The 19791-nt window shown below is 42.1% G+C and carries 14 protein-coding genes; 13 read left to right on the plus strand and 1 reads right to left on the minus strand.

Features of this window, described 5'->3' with window-relative positions:
• Nucleotides 1-212 precede the first annotated feature (212 nt).
• Complete coding sequence (locus tag BLS15_RS07060; RefSeq protein ID WP_036667277.1) at nt 213-755, plus strand: NADPH-dependent FMN reductase; 543 nt, start codon at nt 213-215, stop codon at nt 753-755.
• Nucleotides 756-821: 66 nt separating this feature from the next.
• Here BLS15_RS07060 and BLS15_RS07065 read toward each other — a convergent pair whose 3' ends face one another.
• The gene (locus BLS15_RS07065) at nt 822-1256 is read right to left on the minus strand and encodes a hypothetical protein (RefSeq protein ID WP_028532990.1); all 435 of its coding nucleotides are present in this window, start codon (nt 1254-1256) and stop codon (nt 822-824) included.
• A gap of 937 nt (nt 1257-2193) precedes the next feature.
• Between BLS15_RS07065 and loaP the strand changes: the two genes are divergently transcribed.
• The 12 genes from loaP (at nt 2194) to BLS15_RS07125 (ending at nt 19753) form a co-directional block, all read left to right on the plus strand.
• On the plus strand, nt 2194-2823 hold the full coding sequence (gene loaP, locus BLS15_RS07070) for an antiterminator LoaP (RefSeq protein ID WP_051614137.1): 630 nt from the start codon (nt 2194-2196) through the stop codon (nt 2821-2823).
• A 45-nt stretch (nt 2824-2868) separates the two neighbouring features.
• Nucleotides 2869-4017 (plus strand): acyl-CoA dehydrogenase family protein, encoded by a 1149-nt coding sequence (locus BLS15_RS07075; RefSeq protein WP_231515144.1) that lies wholly within the window; start codon nt 2869-2871, stop codon nt 4015-4017.
• Nucleotides 4018-4048: 31 nt separating this feature from the next.
• Nucleotides 4049-5272 carry a class-II aminoacyl-tRNA synthetase family protein gene (locus BLS15_RS07080; RefSeq protein ID WP_139170646.1) on the plus strand — a complete coding sequence of 408 codons (1224 nt, stop codon included), beginning with the start codon at nt 4049-4051 and terminating at the stop codon, nt 5270-5272.
• Between the two features lie 89 nt (nt 5273-5361).
• The gene (gene pdhA, locus BLS15_RS07085; protein WP_028532988.1) at nt 5362-6420 is read left to right on the plus strand and encodes a pyruvate dehydrogenase (acetyl-transferring) E1 component subunit alpha; all 1059 of its coding nucleotides are present in this window, start codon (nt 5362-5364) and stop codon (nt 6418-6420) included.
• A 20-nt stretch (nt 6421-6440) separates the two neighbouring features.
• On the plus strand, nt 6441-7433 hold the full coding sequence (locus BLS15_RS07090; protein WP_028532987.1) for an alpha-ketoacid dehydrogenase subunit beta: 993 nt from the start codon (nt 6441-6443) through the stop codon (nt 7431-7433).
• Nucleotides 7434-7439: 6 nt separating this feature from the next.
• The gene (locus tag BLS15_RS07095; RefSeq protein ID WP_028532986.1) at nt 7440-8540 is read left to right on the plus strand and encodes a dihydrolipoamide acetyltransferase family protein; all 1101 of its coding nucleotides are present in this window, start codon (nt 7440-7442) and stop codon (nt 8538-8540) included.
• A 240-nt stretch (nt 8541-8780) separates the two neighbouring features.
• On the plus strand, nt 8781-9485 hold the full coding sequence (locus BLS15_RS07100; protein ID WP_021253744.1) for an ABC transporter ATP-binding protein: 705 nt from the start codon (nt 8781-8783) through the stop codon (nt 9483-9485).
• A gap of 2 nt (nt 9486-9487) precedes the next feature.
• Nucleotides 9488-11812, plus strand: coding sequence for an ABC transporter permease (locus tag BLS15_RS07105; RefSeq protein WP_028532985.1), 2325 nt, complete (start codon nt 9488-9490; stop codon nt 11810-11812).
• Between the two features lie 128 nt (nt 11813-11940).
• Nucleotides 11941-17787 carry a type I polyketide synthase gene (locus BLS15_RS07110; RefSeq protein WP_090510646.1) on the plus strand — a complete coding sequence of 1949 codons (5847 nt, stop codon included), beginning with the start codon at nt 11941-11943 and terminating at the stop codon, nt 17785-17787.
• Between the two features lie 47 nt (nt 17788-17834).
• Entirely contained in the window at nt 17835-18533 is a 699-nt protein-coding gene (locus tag BLS15_RS07115) for a thioesterase II family protein (RefSeq protein ID WP_028532983.1), read from the plus strand.
• An 8-nt stretch (nt 18534-18541) separates the two neighbouring features.
• Entirely contained in the window at nt 18542-19477 is a 936-nt protein-coding gene (locus tag BLS15_RS07120; protein WP_051614135.1) for an ACP S-malonyltransferase, read from the plus strand.
• A gap of 27 nt (nt 19478-19504) precedes the next feature.
• Nucleotides 19505-19753, plus strand: coding sequence for an acyl carrier protein (locus BLS15_RS07125; protein ID WP_028532981.1), 249 nt, complete (start codon nt 19505-19507; stop codon nt 19751-19753).
• Nucleotides 19754-19791 lie beyond the last annotated feature (38 nt).

Consider the following 19791-nt stretch of genomic DNA (forward strand, 5'->3'; position numbering starts at 1 on the left):
ATGAGTGATTTCATTCATCCAAGTGGTCTTACATATTCATGTTCTGAATTATTTCCCAGCGCAGAAAAGTTGACGAAAAGAGAATCATCATGTTACTATACATCTCGAATTCAAGATATACGAGTTCGAACATTTATGGGTTTTGAAAGGTGAGAGTAAGGATGAAGTTTATAACCAAGTTCTTTACTTCAAAAAATAAGGAGGAAAAAGCAATGGCAGAATTAAATATCGGAATCATTATAGGATCAACACGTGAAGGTCGTGTAAGCCCGCAGGTGGCAAAATGGGTTAAAGACATTGCAGATCAACGGGGAGATGCGAACTATACAATTATTGATATTGCAGATTACAAGTTGCCTTTACTAGGTGAACCAGGGCAAGATGCTTCTGGTGCACAAGGTTGGTCAGAAGTGATTGCGAAACAAGACGGGTTTGTATTCATCGTACAAGAGTACAATCATTCCATTACAGGTGCTCTCAAAAATGCACTGGATTATCTACGTGTAGAATGGAATAACAAAGCTGCGGGTATTGTATCTTATGGCTCTGTAGGTGGTGCACGAGCAGCCGAGCATCTGCGCGGTATTATGGGTGAGCTATTGATTGCAGATGTGCGTGTACATCCAGCATTGTCGCTATTCACAGATTTTGAAAATGGTACTGATTTCAAACCAAAAGCAGTCCAAGCCGATTCTGTTAATCAAATGTTAGACCAATTGATCCCTTGGTCCAAAGCTTTATATACAATTCGTTAATAGACCTATAACAAGTAACCCCAAGATTCATGTTTTAATAGTACGAGTCTTGGGGTCGTTTATCGATTACGTCATTTCTTTGTTTCGGAGCCACATTGCGATCACGTCTGTAATAAGCAATACGGTGACTATGATTAACGGTTGTTCAAACTTACTCATAGGTAAGGGGATGGCAAAAGAAATTACTGCATTTATGCAAGCCATCCCTATAAATAACGCGGCAATTAGTACCAAGTAATTATGTAAGCTGCTTATGTTGTTGCGATATACAAAATGGATGGTTAGTAATGCAATAAAGAATAAATAATAAAATAGTGCCCCAAAAGTAGATGACCATTTTTCATACTGGATGGCAGTATCGAGTTCTAGCGAATGATTAAGTCGGAAATAGTCAAGCATTCCATAACTGTAGTAAAAAATAAGCGTCAAAATGGAATAAACAATAAATAATGTTCTAGACAAGGATGTATGTGAACGAAGCGCAGCGGATACATTCAACATTGTCTCCTCCTCAATCTATTTCTCCAATTACAAATTCAGTTATTTATTGCCATGGAAAATGATATCACTCATCCAGTAATTAGTAAATACACCATAATGATTTACGTAATTAAAACAATGTATCCCCTCTTGGATTGGGTCATTTTCCTTAATTTCTTGAACCCAGTGTCCTTCATCAGTCATGGTTCCCCTTACTCATTTCACATGTGAGGCATGAAGATCGGTTTGCTGTGAAGCGTCATCTCTAGATCTTAAGTCATTATTTTAGCTGCCTTAACAAAGTTGATACCGTGAGCGTTCCTGATAGGAAATAAAATAGGAACTTGACGATTTCCTTAAGCCCCTTTACTATGAAAACGAGACACCCTTTTCTTGGCAAATAAGTGTGAAAATCCAAAACCAAAGTTGCTTGAAGTAAACGTTTTCAAATGCGCACTTTAGTCATCTCCTATATATTTACACTAGATCATTAAGAGGGTATAATGTCTAAATATAACCATAGATAACAAAGAAAGGTCGCCTTATGTGTCGAATTTGTCGTCGAAGCGTTTGATGAAACGACAGGGTTTGGCAAAAATGAGACGATGAAAAGGGAAAAAGGCATATATTAAGCGTACATAAGACTTACTACAATCACTCTGTAAAGATTAATCGTTGTTTAGGCACGTTAATTTTTCTTAGTGTACATAGTTCTTGTAGGCAATAGTCTATTTTTTTAAAGAAGATAGATTAGTGGCGAAGCTATGCCTTTAGAGTAAAAATGATGGATTAATAAAATATTGTAGACATGGATGAGGAGCGACTTATGAATTCCTGATCCTTTTTTTGTTCTACGATAACGATACATAAGCGCAGTAAACAGGTTTACATAGAAAATAGTTCACGGGTTAATAATTGAATTTCAAATCCGGACAGAATCTGAATTAGGAGAAATAGTATGGGATGGTATGCGCTTTTTGTGGAAACGGGCAGTGAAGACATTGTTCAGAAATGCTTGAAGTCACAATTCGGCCAAGCAGATTTGTATTCATGTGTTCCGAAACGGCTAGTTCCTGAAAAAAGAGATGGGGAATTTTACAGTGTCGTCAAAACTTTATTTCCTGGCTATCTATTGATTCATACGAAGATGACTCCGACCATGTATTATGAGCTAAAAAAAATACCGAAGTACTATCGATTGCTCCGCAATTCAACGTTTATGCTAGACAAAGTTAATCGAAGGGCTCAGAAGTCAATGGGATCACTCTTAGAAGTGGGACATCCAGACAATAATTGCGACGATTTTTTCAACGAAATAGATGAGGGCGAAATCAGACAGATCCTGCAGCTCATCAATCATGAAAATATTATCGAGTACTCAAACGTTATTGTGGAAGATTCCAAGGTATGTGTTCAATCTGGGCCGTTATATGGCTTAGAAGGGATGATCAAAAAAATTGACAAGAGAAAAAGAAGAGCACAAATTACGATTAGTTTTTCGGGTGGTGAGCGCTTGATTGATGTAGGAATTGAAATCTTGATGCCGGATAGACATGACATGCAAGAGGTTAATGAAGATTTGGGTTAACGAAAGGCGATAGACTCCATCACTAAAAAGAAGAGGGGTAATATTTTGTTTATCGAAAATCTTGAACTTACGAAGCAACAAAAAGAGAAGCAAGAGGAATTTAAAGCTTTTGTTGATTCTGAAGTCGTACCCGTAGCAGCGCATATTGATCAAGAGGAATGTGTGCCCGATTCCGTGCTTCAGAAGATAATGGAGAAAGGGTACTGGGGAGCACCGATCCCTGCTGCATACGATGGGGCTAACATGGACTACATTACTTACGGGTTATGGAATGAAGAGATTGGTCGCGGTTGTGCAAATTTACGGAATATCATTGGTGTTCAAGGGATGGTCACTTCCTCTATTCTACGGTGGGGCTCCCAAGAGCAGAAGCAGTACTGGCTGCCACGGATGAGTTCAGGCGAGCTCATGGCTGCATTTGCGATTACAGAGTCCCAAATCGGAAGTGATATCAAAAACCTTCAAACGAAAGCTCAACGAGTGGGAGAAGAGTACGTTATAACAGGACAAAAAAACTGGATCACCTTCGCACAAAGAGCGGATGTCTTTTTGGTATTTGCACAATGTGAGGGACAAGCCGTAGCCTTGTTAGTTGAACGAAATACACCGGGCCTAACCATCCTTCCGATAACTGGCATGTTAGGATTCAAAGGATCCATGTTAGCTGAATTGCGTTTTGAAGAATGCAGAGTGCCGACCGATAACTTGGTTGGTAATGTCGGCTTCGGGCTATCACTTGTTGCTAATAACGGCTTAACTCATGGACGGTATAGTACAGCTTGGGGAGCCGTTGGCTTAGCTCAAGCTTGTTTGAATGCGAGCTTAGACTATGTAATGGACAGAAAACAATTTGATCACTATTTGAAAGAGCATCAATTGATTCAACAAATGATTGCGGATATGGTGACCAATACGATCGCTGCAAGGCACCTCTGCTTCAGAGCAGGCCAGTTATGGGACAAGAATGAGGTAACCGCTACCTTTGCTACTTCGTTGGCCAAATATTTTTCCTCTGTCCATGCCTTTAAGGCGGCGAAGGATGCGGTTCAAATACACGGAGCGAACGGTTGCAGCCGAAACTACCCTGTTGAGCGATATATGAGGGATGCCAAGATTATGGAGGTTGTAGAAGGAAGCACCCAGATTCAGCAGGTCTTAATTGCACAGGATGCATTTCATCTATTAAAAAACTGATTTGAAAAATCAATCAGAATAGAAGAAAGGAATGAGTATTACGATGAATAATAGTCATTGCATTCTACTTGATAAACCAATCTCCATTAACCACGCCGAGGAGTTAGAAAGACGGATATTTTTCGTCTCTGCCAACATCCAGCAATTTCAACTGATTAAAGGTGAGAGTACGATTGATGGCATTGAGGTCAGCCTCTTGCCAGAAACCGACCCAGTTGAAATTAAAAATAAACTCATCTCTGTGATCGAAAACGAAATTTTGCTTCAAATGGTAATACCACCACGAGTTGTTTGGGAATCCAATAAAAGCGGGACGAACTTTCAGGATGATGTATTTGATAAACTGCTTGAAAACCAAATGGTTTATGAGATGGGGGAAGGCCAGGTATGCTTCGGAGATAAGCTGATCCTCTTAATGGATTCCTTAGATCGATTGATTAAAGAGATGACGATATCTCAATTTGGAGCAACCGAATACCGCTATCCAACATTAATTTCGGCAAAAGCCTTAGAGAAATGCGGATATTTCAATTCGTTCCCACATTTCTTAATGTTTGTTACGAGGCTTCATAATGATATTGATAACTATCAAGATTTCCTTGATGAGTACAAATCTCACGACAAACTCGATTCCTATTTACTTCCCTACTGTCAAAATGTCGACTACTGCTTGCCTCCAACCATGTGTTACCACACCTTTCATCAATTTCAAAATACGCAGCATGCTGAAACCCAAAATCGTGTCGTTACAGCTATCGGAAAATCGTTCCGTTATGAATCCAAGTATCATCGCACCTTAGAAAGACTATGGGACTTTTCGATACGTGAAATTGTGTTTATGGGATCCAGAGATTTCGTGTTGGATAGCCGCCAAAAATTTATGGAATCATCGTTTTCTCTGTTTCAAAGATTAGGATTGGAAGGACACTGCGAGATTGCTAGTGATCCATTCTTCTGCAGCCATGATACGGCGGCGAAAATATTTAATCAAAGAATGCAAGAACTCAAATACGAGCTCCGATTAAAAGTTGCAAGCGATCGAACCATTGCAGCAGCCTCTTTTAATTTTCACGATCACTTCTTTGGTGAGCAATTTAACATTAAACGTGGTGAAGAAGATTGGGTTTCAACTGGATGTGTTGGTTTCGGTATAGAAAGATTAGCATATGCGTTTATTTGCCAACACGGTTTGGATGAGAAACATTGGGCAAAGATTCTATCGAATGCATGTCCAGAAGCTCTTCTCGCTGATTAAATCGCGCTACGATGAACCTTCGACTGCTTGCCTGTGATGAAGCAACCTATCAAAGCTGTTTTTAAAATTTTATAATTATGGGGGACTGGATGGAGCAACAGCGTCTATTTCAAATCTTAGAACTCGATGGCACATTGCGAATTGACAATATGGTAATCAACGAGAAATTGGCCATGGAGATGTACAAGCTTCTTGTATTAAATCGGGTATTTGATCGGAAGCTGGTGAACATGCAGCGAAAGGGCCAAATCGGTACTTATGCTGCGTTCGAAGGGCAGGAGGCAAGTCAAGTCGGAAGCGCTATGGCTCTGATGGAGCAGGATTGGATGTTTCCTACCTATCGAGATCATGCAGCGATGCTGACCTTCGGATATGAGATGGTAAAAATCATTTGGTATTGGATGGGTAGGATTGAGGGGTGTGTCCCACCCGATAACCGAAATATCCTTCCTCCTTATGTCCCAATTGCGACACAGATTCCCCAGGCAGCAGGGGCTGCCTGGGCTAGTAAATATAAGAATGAACGTGCTTGCTCTCTTGTTTACTTTGGCGATGGAGCCACCTCAGAAGGGGATTTTCATGAAGGATTGAATATGGCCTCTGTCTTCAAAGCGCCAGTAGTGTTTTTCTGCCAAAACAATGGCTATGCAATTAGTGTTCCGTTCTCCCGTCAAACTGCCAGTGAAACCATAGCGCAAAAAGCAATCGCTTATCAAATGGAGAATGTTCGGGTTGACGGTAATGATGTATTTGCTGTGTATGTTGCGACCAAAAACGCCTTGGAAGCTGCAAGAAGCGGTAAGGGGCCAACTCTAATAGAAGCGGTAACGTATCGATATGGTCCTCACACGACTGCTGATGACCCAAGCCGCTATCGAAGCACTGAGGAAAGTGAGTCATGGAAATCACGAGATCCAATACTGCGTTTAGAAGTATATTTGCGCAGACAGGGTGTACTGGATCAAGATGTACAAGAAAAAGTTGCTACAGAAGCGGAACGATTAGTGAATGATGGCATTCAATATGCACTCACAATTCCAAAATCGGATCCAGCGATCATGTTTAATCACGTGCTTTCCAATAAACCGTGGAATATTCAAGAGCAGGAGAGCAGCTTCAATCGCTTTATGCAAGAGCATCATCAATAGATTTCACGGAGGGACTGGATATGCAGAGGGACTTGAATCTCGTTCAGGCAATAAATGAGACCTTGGATTTGTTATTGGCCGAAGATGACAAGGTACTTCTCCTAGGACAAGATATCGGTAAAAATGGCGGTGTCTTCCGTGTGACCGAAAACTTGTTTCATAAGTATGGTGATCAGCGCGTAGTAGACACTCCTTTATCTGAAGCCGGTATAGTAGGTTGTGGAATTGGTTTGGCGTTGAATGGTCTTAAACCCATTGTCGAAATCGAATTTTTGGGATTTATCTATCCTGCCTTAGAACAAATCTTGTCACATCTCTCAAGACTGCGCATGCGGACACAAGGCAAATATGAAGTTCCGTTAATCATAAGAGCTCCCTTTGGGGCTGGGGTACGTGCTCCTGAGCTGCATTCGGAGAGCATTGAGTCTCTTTTTTTCCAATCACCAGGGTTAAAAGTCGTCATACCTAGCAACCCCTATGATGCCAAAGGTCTTCTTATTGCTGCGGCAGAAGGCAATGATCCCGTCATATTTCTAGAGCCTATGAAAATTTATCGCAGCGTGCGTCATCCTGTACCACAGCATCGATATTCGGTTCCACTTGGTAAGGCGAACGTTATGAAAGAAGGAACAGATATCACAGTTATCTCTTGGGGCTCCATGGTTTGGAATGTGGTTCAAGCGGCGGAGCTGCTTGAGAAGTCCCACGGCATTCGTCTGGAAATTGTGGATCTTCGTACCTTGTATCCGTTTGATATCGAGACGATTCAGGAATCCGTAAGGAAAACGCAGCGGGCCGTGATCGTACACGAGGCTCCATTGACAGGTGGTGTAGGAGCAGAACTTGTCGCTGTGATCCAGGAGCGAATGTTCAGTAATTTGAAATCTCCAGTAAAGCGAATCACGGGATTCGACGTTCCCATCCCTCAATTTTCAACCGAAGATTATTATCTGCCGTCTACCGACAGAATTGTTCATGAAATCGAACAAATGCTAGTTTCACTGGAGAGGTGAGCCGTTATGAAGTATGAATTTTATTTTCCGGAACTTGGTGAAGGACTTTTTGAAGGATATATTGTAGCCTATCTCGTCAAAGAAGGAGAACACGTCGTTGAGGATCAGCCGCTTGTAGAAGTCCAGACGGATAAGGTGACAACTGTGCTTCCTTCACCGGTTGCAGGGGTAATTGACAAACTGCCTTATCATCCTGGAGATGTCGTCACAGTTAACGATGTAATCATTGTCATTGATCACGGGAAGGGGGCAGCAGCGTCAGACGCAGTAAATTTCGAGTGGTTAACAATGGACGCGACGAAGGGAAAGAAGGCTGCATGGAATGATTTTGGCATCAACCTAGGTGCCTATCCGAACGTAGTCGTGGACAATTCGCACGATGATTCGATTGTAACAATGACCTCCATGCGCAAGGAAATAGCGAATATTGTTACCAAATCAGTGCAAACCATTCCTCATGTAACGGTTTATGCAGAGGCGGATATTACAAATCTGCTCATGCATAAGCAAAGATTACAGATGAATCATGGCGTACGCTTCACATTGACACCAATCTTTTTGAAAGCATTATCTCTAACGCTAGGCCAATATCCGTTGTTTAACGCTCATGAGCATAACGGTTCATTGAAGCTCTTTCCAGCTCATAACATTGGGATTGCGGTAGACACGAACGACGGAGTCGTTATTCCTAATATTAAACAGGTGAATGAAAAACCAGTTGATGCATTGGCTGACGAGATTAATGATCTCATCGAGAGAGCAAGGTCAAGAAAATTGTTATTTACAGATTCACGAGAGGGAACAATTACAATTAGTAATGTGGGAGCAATAGGGGGAGGCTTCGCAACGCCAATTATTTTTTATCCCCAAGTTGCTATTGTTGCCTTATATCGTGCGGATAAAAAAGCAGTTGTCACCGAGAATGACGAGATTGTGGTTAGAAAAATGCTTCCGATTACGTTAACGTTCGATCATCGTTTCTTTGATGGTGCAGACGGACTCCGATTCATCAATACCTTTAAGGCTAATCTAGAGAGTCAATATGAAACATATTTAGATGAACTCCATTTTCACAGCGTAACGTCTAATTCCTCATTAAACGAATAATATTTATGGAATGACACCCTTGAATTAGAATACTTTCCCATCCAATCCAACATCCAAGACATTCATTTACATACATTTGCAAAAGAGACCTAAGGGTGTACCTCACTTGATTAACTTATCGAATATCGCTGACATCTGGAATAGGAACGAAATGTAGTTTGACTTTTTCCATCTCCCTAGGAAATTGGGAAGCGAGTCAAACCCAAATTCAAAAATATGCTATGAGGAGATGTAAGAAGAGTGAAAAATCTGATCGAATTCAGAAACGTAACAAAAGAATATAAAGTAGGGGAAGTACCGATCAAGGCTTTGGCTGGTGTTGATTTTTCCATAGCAGAAGGGGAGTTCGTTGTTGTTCTAGGTGCCAGCGGCGCCGGAAAAAGTACGATTCTGAATATCCTTGGCGGCATGGATACGGCTTCTACTGGACAAGTGCTTGTTGGCAATCAAGAAATCACGAAGTTGAGCGAGAAAAAATTAACTGATTACCGTGCTGAGAAGATTGGCTTTGTATTTCAATTTTATAACTTAATTCCGAATTTGAATGCGCTAGAAAATGTTGAATTTGCCACGGAAGTATGTAAAAACCATCTGGATGCAAAAGATGTGTTATCCAAGGTTGGATTAAAAGACCGCATCAAAAACTTTCCTTCCCAACTATCTGGAGGAGAACAACAACGCGTAGCGATCGCGCGAGCCGTTGCGAAGAATCCGTTGCTCTTACTGTGTGATGAGCCGACAGGGGCATTAGATTATGTGACAGGCAAAGCCGTGTTAAAGCTTCTTCAAGATTTGAACAAGGAAACGAAGAAGTGCGTGGTCTTGGTCACACATAACTCTGCAATTGCTCCTATGGCGGACAAAATAATAAAGGTAAAGAGCGGGATGATCGAGAGCGTGACGATCAATCAAGACAAACAGAATGTTGAAGGGATCGAGTGGTAATGATGAAGTTATTTCTAAAATTACTCAGAGATATCAAACAATCGATCGGACAATTTCTCGCGTTTGTGTTGGTTATCGCAGTGGGCGCTTTTTTCTATGCAGGCTTGTTCACGTTAAGCGGCAATCTTAGCGATTATACAAAGGCTTACTATACGGCACATAATTTAAGCGATTTGAATGTTTACTACGATCACATATCCAAGCAGGACGTCACTAATTTAAGCGAAAACCAGGGGATTAACAAAATCGAAGCACGGTATACCTTGGATGCGACACAAGTTTTTGAAAATTTGAAGGCTGCAATCAAAATTCACTCGATTCCCGCAAATAATGAAATTAACACACCTACAGTCATTGAGGGCCGAATTCCGTCAGGAGCGGATGAGGTCTTGCTCGATTCCCATTATGCTAAAGAGCATAAGTACCAAGTCGGTTCTCAAATTCATCTCAGCGTGAATGACAATCCGATGACATTCACCATAAGCGGCTTGGGCGAAAACGTGGAGTATGTGAAAAAGAACGAAATTCAAGATCATAAATCCTCTGGAGTGGCCTATATAGCAGAAGCTGCTATTCCACGAATTGCTGGCAGCTTAACCTATAATGAAATCTTGGTTGATGCGAAGGAAGGTTACGATATTGACCAATTGGGCCAAACCATTAAAGCGCAATCCACAGAACTCACCTATGTGAACCAAGTCAGTAAAGAGCGCACATTCGGCTATTCCCAACTGAAGCAAACCATTCATAACAATAACTTAATGAGCAAGGTCATCCCGCTCGTTCTCTTTATTATCGAAGCGATTATTCTATTCCTCACCATGACGCGAATTATTGATTCGCAGCGAAATCAAGTAGGTATCATGAAGGCGCTGGGTATAAAAAACCGAAACATCATGCTTCATTACATGGGCTACCCGTTACTTGTAGGGATTATAGGCTCCATACTAGGCTGCATAGCTGCTTCAAGTATATTTATTCCATTAGTTAAGGTATCCAATGCTAAGGCCTACTCGCTGCCTGACATTGCCTTCTCTATGTCCTTAACTTCCGTGATTCCTCCCATTCTTGTCTCTAGCGCGTTCGGAATCCTGTCCTGTTACTTAAGCGGCAGAGCCATCCTTCGAGAATGTGCAGCTCAGGCAATGCGCCCCAAACCACCTAAGAAGATGAAGAAGCTGCTCGTCGAAAGAATTCCAGGTATCTGGAGTAATATTTCTTATAACTACAAGCTCATCTTGAGAAATATATTTTTAAATAAACCAAAAGCAATCGCGAGCTCAGTTGGCGTTGTGGTGAGCACGGTATTGTTGATTACAGCTTTTGGTACGATGACATCCTTGCAAAAGGTTGCCGATCAAATTGAAAAGGTGAACACCTATGATTTAAGAGTCGATTACACGAAAGAAAGTGCCCCGAAGACGATACAACTCCCCGCGGGCATTAAGAGCAGTTATGATTTATCCAACTTTTCCGTGGAATTCATAAAAGGAGACACTAAACAAAATGCTACGTTAATTGTTACAGAGAAAGAAAACAGTCTTATCCACTTCTTCGACGAAAAAGGCAATTCGATCGCTTTGAACGATAATGGTGTGCTGGTACCCCAATCGTATGCCAACAACTATCAGATTGCAGAAGGGGATAACATTCAAATCAAGTTCACTTCGCCAGAGTTTGCCAATAAAACAGTTGAAATGAAGGTAGTACAAATATCCACCCAGTTTTCGAACCCTTCGTTCTATATTACGCCATCGTATTTGCAAAGCTTTGGCATCGAATACAAACCAACGTCGCTAGTAGTAGAATCAAGCAGCGCTTCAGACCTTCCTAGCGTTCGTCATTTCTTCGAACAAGATAAACAGGTAGATACGATTGCGGATAAGGCAGACTTGAAGAAATCCGCGCAATATATTTTGAAGCAAAATAGCTTTATTTTCATTATGTTTATTATCAGTGCCATCATACTTTCTTTTGGCGCAATCTATACGATATCCTCCATTAACATTTATGAGCGAAATCGTGAGCTGGCCACATTAAAGGTATTAGGCTATCCGAAGCCCAAAATAAACCGGCTTATCTTCTTCGAGAATATTATCCTTACCACCTTTGCGGTTATTATCGCGTTACCGATTAGTGGCTACATGTATACCCTTGTCGTGAAGGCGTTGTCCAGTGCCCATCAGCAAATTCCGAATCAATTAAACCTATTCGTCATGCTGATAGCGGTTATTCTTGCATTCGTGCTTACTATTCTTTCAAGCTTACTGCTACGGAGAAAAGTATCACGAATCAATATGATTGAATCGTTGAAGAGTGTGGAGTAGTGAAAAAACAGCCTTACGTTCTTTGAGAACTGTAGGCTGTTTTTTTATATGCAGCAAGAGATTCTCAATCGTTAAGAAACCAACCAAGAAGCCAAGAAAGGAATCCTTTAAGGAGGAGATGAGACAAGATGAGTGCAGAAAAATCCTTTACCAAAGCTGAGATTACGGCGTATTTGGCAGAATTAGTGGAAGACATTTTGGATGAAAAAGTGGAGGATTACAACGAACCCTTTATCAACTTGGGATTAGTCTCGGTTGACATTCCACTATTTACGAAAAAAGTGTCCATGCAATTTGGAATGGAAATCGAAGTGACATCGATTTTTGAGAACTCGAACATCAATCTGTATGCAGACTTCTTATACAACGCATTAAACCAATCAGATGCTTTTGCAGTGAGTAATGAGGATCTGGACGGTGCCTCGGATGGGCCTAATTCCGATGATGATGTTGCAATTGTCGGAATCAGCTGCCGCTTCCCAGGGGGAGCCAATAGTCCTGAGGAATATTGGGACGTGTTAATGAACGGAATTAATGGCATTTGTGATATGCCTGCGGATCGATGGGATGTTGATCACTATTTTAGCGATAACAAAGAAGAGCCTGGAAAGATGTATTCCAGGAAGGGTGGATTTCTAAACATACCCATTGATCGATTTGACCCGAAATTTTTTAATATGTCACCCAAAGAAGCCAAGTCTCTCGATCCGCAGCAGCGACTGCTGCTGGAACTGACATGGGAGGCATTTGAAAATGGGGGCATCAATATTGCTCAGCATTATGGAAGCAACACGGGGGTATATATCGGAATCGCCGGAGAAGAGTATTCGTTCGGCCACTATAAATCGGGAGATTTAACTAAAATAGATGCCTACTCGCTTACTGGAACAACGTTCAGTACCGCTTGCGGCAGAATCTCCTACACGTTTGGGTTTGAAGGGCCTTCCTTCTGTGTGGACACCGCATGTTCTTCCTCCCTGACTGCACTTCATTTAGCTAGCAAAGCGATTAAATCTGGTGAGGTAGAAACCGCAGTCGTGGGTGCGGTGAATTTGATGATTTCACCAGCCGTTCATGTGTGCTTCTCCAAACTGGAAGCCATATCTACCGACGGACAAAGTAAAAGTTTCGATGCTGCAGCAAATGGATATGGTCGAGGTGAAGGCGGCGGGGTGTTGCTCTTAAAACGCCTGCGTGATGCCAAAAAAGATAACGATAATATTCTTGGTATCGTAAGAGGCACCGCGATCAATCAAGATGGCAAGAGCAATGGATTAACGGCACCGAATGGGTTAGCTCAAGAGAAAGTAATCACGAAAGCATTAAAAGAAGCAAGATTGAATTATTCCGATGTTGATTATATGGAAATGCACGGAACCGGTACTAAGCTTGGTGATCCGATTGAGGTGAAGGCCGTTGTCAATACCTATGGCAAAGATAGAGCTATGGACAATCCGCTTCAGATTGGTTCGGTGAAATCGAATATTGGGCATTTGGAAGCGGCAGCAGGAGTGGCTAGTATTATCAAGGTGCTATTAGCGTTCAAAAATGAGGTTATTCCTGCAAATTTGAACTTTAATGAGCCTAACCCTTTTATTCCTTGGGAGAAATCACCGGTTTCCGTTATTGCTGAAAATACAGCTTGGAAAAGCGAAGGTCGAGTAAGAAGGGTGGGCGTTAACGGTTTTGGCTTCGGAGGCTCCAATGCCCACATCATCTTGGAAGAGCCGCCTAAGAGTGGAGCGCCACAGTCAAAAGATACTGATCCTATCACTATCGTAAAAATAGCTGCCAAAAGTGAAAAGGCATTAGTCGAAAATGTGAAAAGCAATCTTGCATATTTGAAGAGAAACCCTCAGATTGCGCTCAACGATTTTGCGTATACCAATAATAAGGCCAAGGCTGATTTTGCTTACAGGCTTACGGTTACGGGGCAGAACCGAGAAGAGTTAGTGAACAGGCTGCAAGCCTACATAGATACGAACAACAAAGCGGGGATCTCCACGAGACATCGTGAACACATCGATATGCTTCAGGACACCAAGCTGGTGTTCTTGTTTACGGGACAAGGATCGCAGTACGTCGGCATGGGGAAGGAGTTGTACGAACATAACCCTTCGTTCCAATTAGCTTTTGACCAATGTGATCGATTGTTTGAGCCGTTTATCAATAAGTCGTTAGTAGAAATGATCTATAGCGATAAATATACCGGGAAAGATATTGCGAGAACCCTCTATGCACAGCCTTTAATCTTTTCAATCGAATATGCATTACTCAAGTTCTGGGAGAGTGTAGGGGTTACTCCTGAAATCGTGCTGGGCCACAGCATAGGGGAATATACTGCAGCAGTTGTGGCTGGAATTCTGACAGTTGAGGACGCAGTGAAGCTGGTTGCACTTCGCGGTCAACTGATGGATTCAGCTCCGGGAGAGGGAGCAATGTCGGCTATTTACACGAGTAAGACTGTGATCGAAGATCTGTTGAGAGGCTATGAGGGTAAGGTGTCTATTGCCCTGCATAATGCAGAAGAGAGTATCGTAATATCCGGAGAGCGGGATGCTGTTGAGGCAATCTCGACGGAAGCAGAGAACAGAAAAGTGAAAGTGAATCGACTGCATGTATCCCATGCATTCCATTCTCACTTAATGATTCCGATATTGGAGCAATTTCGAGATGTTGCGCAGAATGAGGTGGAATTTAGAAGCAGTAGGCTGACCTATATATCGGCCACCCTCGGGAGAGCCGTGGAACAAGATGAAGTATTAGACGCCGACTACTGGACGAATCACATCAAGGATAAAGTCGATTTCTACCATGCATTATCCCAATTACAGGAAGCGCAAAACACCATATTCCTCGAAATTGGAGCAAACAACACATTATGCTCGCTTGGCAAGCTCATCCTGAATAAAGAGCATCTGTTGTTGAACTCTCTTGATATGAAGAAAAATGCATGGGAGCAAATCATGCATTGCTTAGGAGAACTGTATTGCCATGGCGTATCGATCCTGTGGGAAGGGCTTGAGACAAGCTTCAATCGTTCATACAATCGAGTAGCATTGCCTGCGTATGTGTTTGATCGGGAAGCTTCTTACTGGATGCAGCCAGTGTGCTCTCATGAGGACAGCAAGCCTGCGCTTGCAGGTACTGACTACCATCCGCTTATTGGACAGAGAATCAGCACTCCATATCTAAAGAATAGTGCCTTGTACCAATCTACGTATACAGTAGAGAATCCGTATTTCATGCAGGAACATATTATCTTCGATACCGCGATAGCTCCTGCTGCTGCTCATATGTCTATGCTCATCTCGATTGCTAAGGATTTCCGTAATCCTGTAAGCAGTACGATATCCAATGTGGAATTTCATGCCCCATTAACAGCAATACAAGACGAGAAGCGGGTTGTGCAATTCGTTATCGAGGATACTAATCTTGAGCAAATGAAATTTGAACTTGTAAGTGCAGATAAGCAATCACAGCATGAGAATTGGATGACACATTGCAAGGGAAATATTCTCATGTCCCAAGAACAAGAGCGTGAATCAGAGAAGCGTGTGTCGATTGATGAGCTCACAAACAAGTACCCTGAAGTAACATCCGGATACAATGCCTATGATGTAATGAAAAAGTTTGGTTTTCAATTAGGGGATGGCTTTACCCGAATCTCGAAAGTATGGAAGGGTGAAGCTGAAGGACTCTGCTATATCGATCCCAAAAAGGACATTCCAAATGGCAAAGACTACATCGTGTATGCAGGTACGATAGACTCTATCTTCCAATCTATATTCTTTGTATCCGAATTGAGCATGAGAATGGACTCGCAAAGTGAGGCGTATGCATTAAAGACCGCTATTCCCATCTCGTTAGGCAAATTGAAATATCACTATAGAGATGCCGAAAGCTATTGGTGCCATATTAAGGTGGATGATTCTCAACAATCCGGCGTAGTGGGCGATATCGATGTCTACAATGAAAAGGGAGAAATCGTCTTTGAAATTGAGAGGTTAATGGCGAAGGTAACGGAGCGGGATACCTTACTCAAAGAAATAAATAATAACGGCGAGCGTCTGCTCTATCAAGTGGAATGGATGGAACAAGCTAGAGCCAGCAAGAATACAAAAGCTGGCGGTAACGAAAAAATGGTACTCATCGGTAATGACCCGGATATCATCGATCGATTCCATGAAAGGTTAAATGGTTATGGAATACCTTCGATTCGAGTCATACAAAGTGATAAATATGTAGAGCATGATGATGATATCTTCTTTGTTGCGTACACCAATAAGCACGACGTAAAGAGGCTGCTGGAAAATATCGCGAGTCGATATGGAAAGGATACGTGCAAGCTTATTTATATAAGTACAGCAGATGAGGCTAAGCTAAATAATCTGACTGCTGACCAATTGAAAGATACCGTTGAAAAGGAATGCAGCGGGTTATTGCATCTCGTTCAATCGATAACTGAATTAAATTACTCCAACAAAATGAAAATCAAGGTAATAACGAATAATGTGCATCAGATAGATGACGCAGTGAAAGGTGCAGCTACATCACTCTATCAAGCTCCGTTATGGGGATTTACCGAAGTTATTCGTCTTGAGCATACGCTGTTATGGGATGGCATTATTGATACAGATACCCATATGCTAAAAAACGAAATAGACGACATTATCAACGAGATCCTACATGGAGAAGAGAAGCAGGTCGTGCTCGGAGAACAGCATAAGAGGTATATTCCTCGGCTGATTAGAAACTCCAAGAGCCGTGCGAATAAAGAGGAGCTTGCGATTCGAATTGATGATGGCGCCGCATATTTGATCACAGGCGGCACTGGTTCCATTGGTCAAGTTTACACAGAGTATCTGATCAACAGAGGCGCCAAGAACATCATATTAGTAAGCAGAAGCCAAGCCTCTGGCAAATTGCTTGAAACGATGAACTCGTGGAAGGAAAAGGGAGTGCACATCACCCTTGAACAGGCTGATGTGAGTGACGAGGCTGACGTAATCGCAATGGTACAGAAGTTGAAACAGAACAACCTGACGATTAAAGGCGTCGTTCATGCGGCCGGTATCATTGATGATAAGATGATCAAAGATCAAACCTGGAACAGCTTCGAAAACGCATTCAAGACAAAGGTATGGGGATCCTTCCACCTGCATCATGCATTGCAGGATGAGAGCTTGGATTTCTTTGTGATGATGTCATCTATTTCATCGGTAGTAGGGAATATGGGGCAGGCCAATTATGCGGCGGCCAATTACTTTATGAATAGATTTGCAGCATACAGAAGAAGCCTGGGAATGCCGGCGATGTCGATTTGCTGGGGACCTTGGGAAGAAGCTGGGATGGCGACAAGCAACAGCAATATATTAAAGAACATTGAGAATAAAGGGCTACATGGAATGTCCAAAGAGCTAGGCAAGAAAATGATTGACAAGGTATTTCATAAGGATCTTGCTTCCATTGTCGTTGTCGATGCAAATTGGGAGCTATTTAGTCAGCGGACTGGCGTGGATGAAGTGACAGCGTTTTTAAGCAACTTCATCACGAACAATCATTCGCGAGGAACACAAGGTGAACAATCGGCGGCAAAAGAAGATGTTATCGCCAAGCTGCATGAATTAAGTGAAACGGAGAGATCCGAATATCTATTATCCTTGCTGCATAAAGCTGCAGCTGACATTATCGGATTTCAGGATATCAATCAGTTATCAGTTGATAGTTCCTTTACCGAACAAGGAGTAGATTCCTTAATGATCTTCTCCTTAAGAAATGAAATAAAGGCACTGTTGGATCTGCAAGTCGACATCTCTGTCTTCTTCAATTATCCATCCTTACGGAAATTGAATGGCTATTTAGTAACCGAAGCTATGAGCTTTGAAGGGACAGAACAGAATGGCAGCAACGCAGCCAATAATGAAGAATCCGTCGAGGATATTTTGTCCGAGATCAACTCCCTGCTTAATTAACGACGATGATTTACCTGTTACTTCGTACTTCGGAGGAGAACGTACCCATGAAATTGTTCTGTTTACCGTTCGCAGGCGGCTCCAAGCGTGCGTACTCGAACTGGAGTAAACTCGCAAATCGCGCTATGGAAATTGAAGCCATCGAAATAAAGGGAAGGGGTGAGAGATTCGGTCAGGACTTCTATGAGGATATGACGGAAGCAGTCGACGATATCTATTCTTTAATAAAAGATCAAATTCAGAAAGACGACTATGCGCTATATGGACATAGCATGGGAACGCTTCTGGCCTACGAACTGTACTATAAAGTTACTGCAGAAGGACAACGGAAGCCAGCGCATATTTTTTTCTCAGGCAGGCAATCACCCATTGTGAAAAATAACATGTATGTCAGTTCCACGATGCCTGACGATGAGTTTATTGCAAAAATCATTGCCTTGGGAGGCACCCATGAAGAGCTCTCGCAGAGCAAAGAATTAATGAGGTTTTATCTTCCTGTATTAAAAAATGACATCAGAATCATGGAAAACTACGAGTTTCAGCAAAGAGCAGAGAAAATTAAATGTGACATCTCCGTATTTATTGGGCTTGAAGATAGGATTGATGGAAAGCAAGAGATTGCATGGGATGACTTATGCGAACAAAGGATCAAGTTCTATCATTTTATGGGGGATCATTTTTTTATTAACGATCATACCCGTACAATCGTGAATATTATGGAGGGCGAATTATTGCCTGAAAAATGAGGGTGGTCATGAACAAGTTAACGGATAACAAGCGGGCATTTCTTTTTCAGGGTGTTGGAGCGGACTATCGGGAGCTCTTGGGCCTGTTGGAAGAAGGCCAGCTTCATGCCTTGAAGGATTACTGCTACACGGTAAATAAGGAGATTGGAATTGATTTGCTCGGCTATCTGTTCCACTCTCAGCATATCGAATGCGACAGGATGTTCTACGATTGGATTACGATTTATACATGTGATTATCTTGTGTATCAGCAATATGTGAATTCAGGCATTAAACCTGCCATAATGGCTGGTTACAGTATGGGCTTAATTACGGCTATGGCTTGTGGCAAGTCCATTTCTTTTGCCGAGGGACTGCGAATGCTTCAAACGATTTATGAATACCCCAAAGGCTTTGCTATTCCATGCAGTATGGGGGTCATCGTTGGGAAGACGTACAATGAGGTTCACGATCTCATCGCCCGAGGAACATCGGAACATGACGTATATATGGCTAGCGAGAACAACGATACGTGTCTTGTTGTCTCAGGAATTAAGGACAGCGTTGATCAGGTTCTGAGACTCGCTGAGCAAGAGGGAGCAATCAAGGCTTCAACCATCAATGCTCCCTATGCGTTTCATTCACCATATGCAGCAGAAGGCATTGACAGGTTCGTGCATCTTGTCGAGGAGATTTCGATTTGTGATGGCGATATCCCGATATTATCCGTATTTTCGCAGACTGCCATCCAAAGCGCTTCTGATTTAAAGAATGAGCTCATCAAAAATATGACAAGCCCAATGAATTGGAATGCCTCCATCCTCACGTTAGGTCAGTGGGGGATTGAAAGTTTTGTTGAAGTTAGCTTGGAGGATTCCCTTACGAAAATATCAAGACTCATCAATCTGGATGCTGAATTTTTAACGTATAAAAAGTTCATGCGATTGAAAATGCCAAGCAAGTAAAAATACTATTCAATGAGGTGTATCACGATGGAAGAAATCAAAAACAGAACAAGAGCATTTTTGAGCCAGTTTATTAAGAAGAAAGAACTGCAGGATCAAGATGATATTTTCGCGACTGGAGATGTCAACTCTCTCTTTGCTATGCAGCTGGTGATGTTTATTGAGAAGGAGTTCGGCATCGGCATTGATAACACAGATTTGAATTTGAACAACTTCCGGTCTATTGAAGCCATTTCTACGTTCGTCGCAAGCAAAAGTGCTGCAGTAAGTCAATGATTATAAGAACATAGGAAATGAGGCTTGAAGCAGTTAAC

Origin of the sequence: Paenibacillus sp. cl6col, from assembly GCF_900102125.1 — a bacterium.
GTDB lineage: Bacteria > Bacillota > Bacilli > Paenibacillales > Paenibacillaceae > Paenibacillus_B > Paenibacillus_B suaedae.

What these genes read in the sequence shown, in the direction of transcription:
- BLS15_RS07060 (WP_036667277.1), top strand. Translation starts at nt 213, where the DNA reads ATGGCAGAATTAAATATCGGAATCATTATAGGATCAACACGTGAAGGT.
- BLS15_RS07065 (WP_028532990.1), bottom strand. Translation starts at nt 1,256, where the DNA reads ATGTTGAATGTATCCGCTGCGCTTCGTTCACATACATCCTTGTCTAGA.
- loaP (WP_051614137.1), top strand. Translation starts at nt 2,194, where the DNA reads ATGGGATGGTATGCGCTTTTTGTGGAAACGGGCAGTGAAGACATTGTT.
- BLS15_RS07080 (WP_139170646.1), top strand. Translation starts at nt 4,049, where the DNA reads ATGAGTATTACGATGAATAATAGTCATTGCATTCTACTTGATAAACCA.
- pdhA (WP_028532988.1), top strand. Translation starts at nt 5,362, where the DNA reads ATGGAGCAACAGCGTCTATTTCAAATCTTAGAACTCGATGGCACATTG.
- BLS15_RS07090 (WP_028532987.1), top strand. Translation starts at nt 6,441, where the DNA reads ATGCAGAGGGACTTGAATCTCGTTCAGGCAATAAATGAGACCTTGGAT.
- BLS15_RS07095 (WP_028532986.1), top strand. Translation starts at nt 7,440, where the DNA reads ATGAAGTATGAATTTTATTTTCCGGAACTTGGTGAAGGACTTTTTGAA.
- BLS15_RS07105 (WP_028532985.1), top strand. Translation starts at nt 9,488, where the DNA reads ATGAAGTTATTTCTAAAATTACTCAGAGATATCAAACAATCGATCGGA.
- BLS15_RS07110 (WP_090510646.1), top strand. Translation starts at nt 11,941, where the DNA reads ATGAGTGCAGAAAAATCCTTTACCAAAGCTGAGATTACGGCGTATTTG.
- BLS15_RS07115 (WP_028532983.1), top strand. Translation starts at nt 17,835, where the DNA reads ATGAAATTGTTCTGTTTACCGTTCGCAGGCGGCTCCAAGCGTGCGTAC.
- BLS15_RS07120 (WP_051614135.1), top strand. Translation starts at nt 18,542, where the DNA reads ATGAACAAGTTAACGGATAACAAGCGGGCATTTCTTTTTCAGGGTGTT.
- BLS15_RS07125 (WP_028532981.1), top strand. Translation starts at nt 19,505, where the DNA reads ATGGAAGAAATCAAAAACAGAACAAGAGCATTTTTGAGCCAGTTTATT.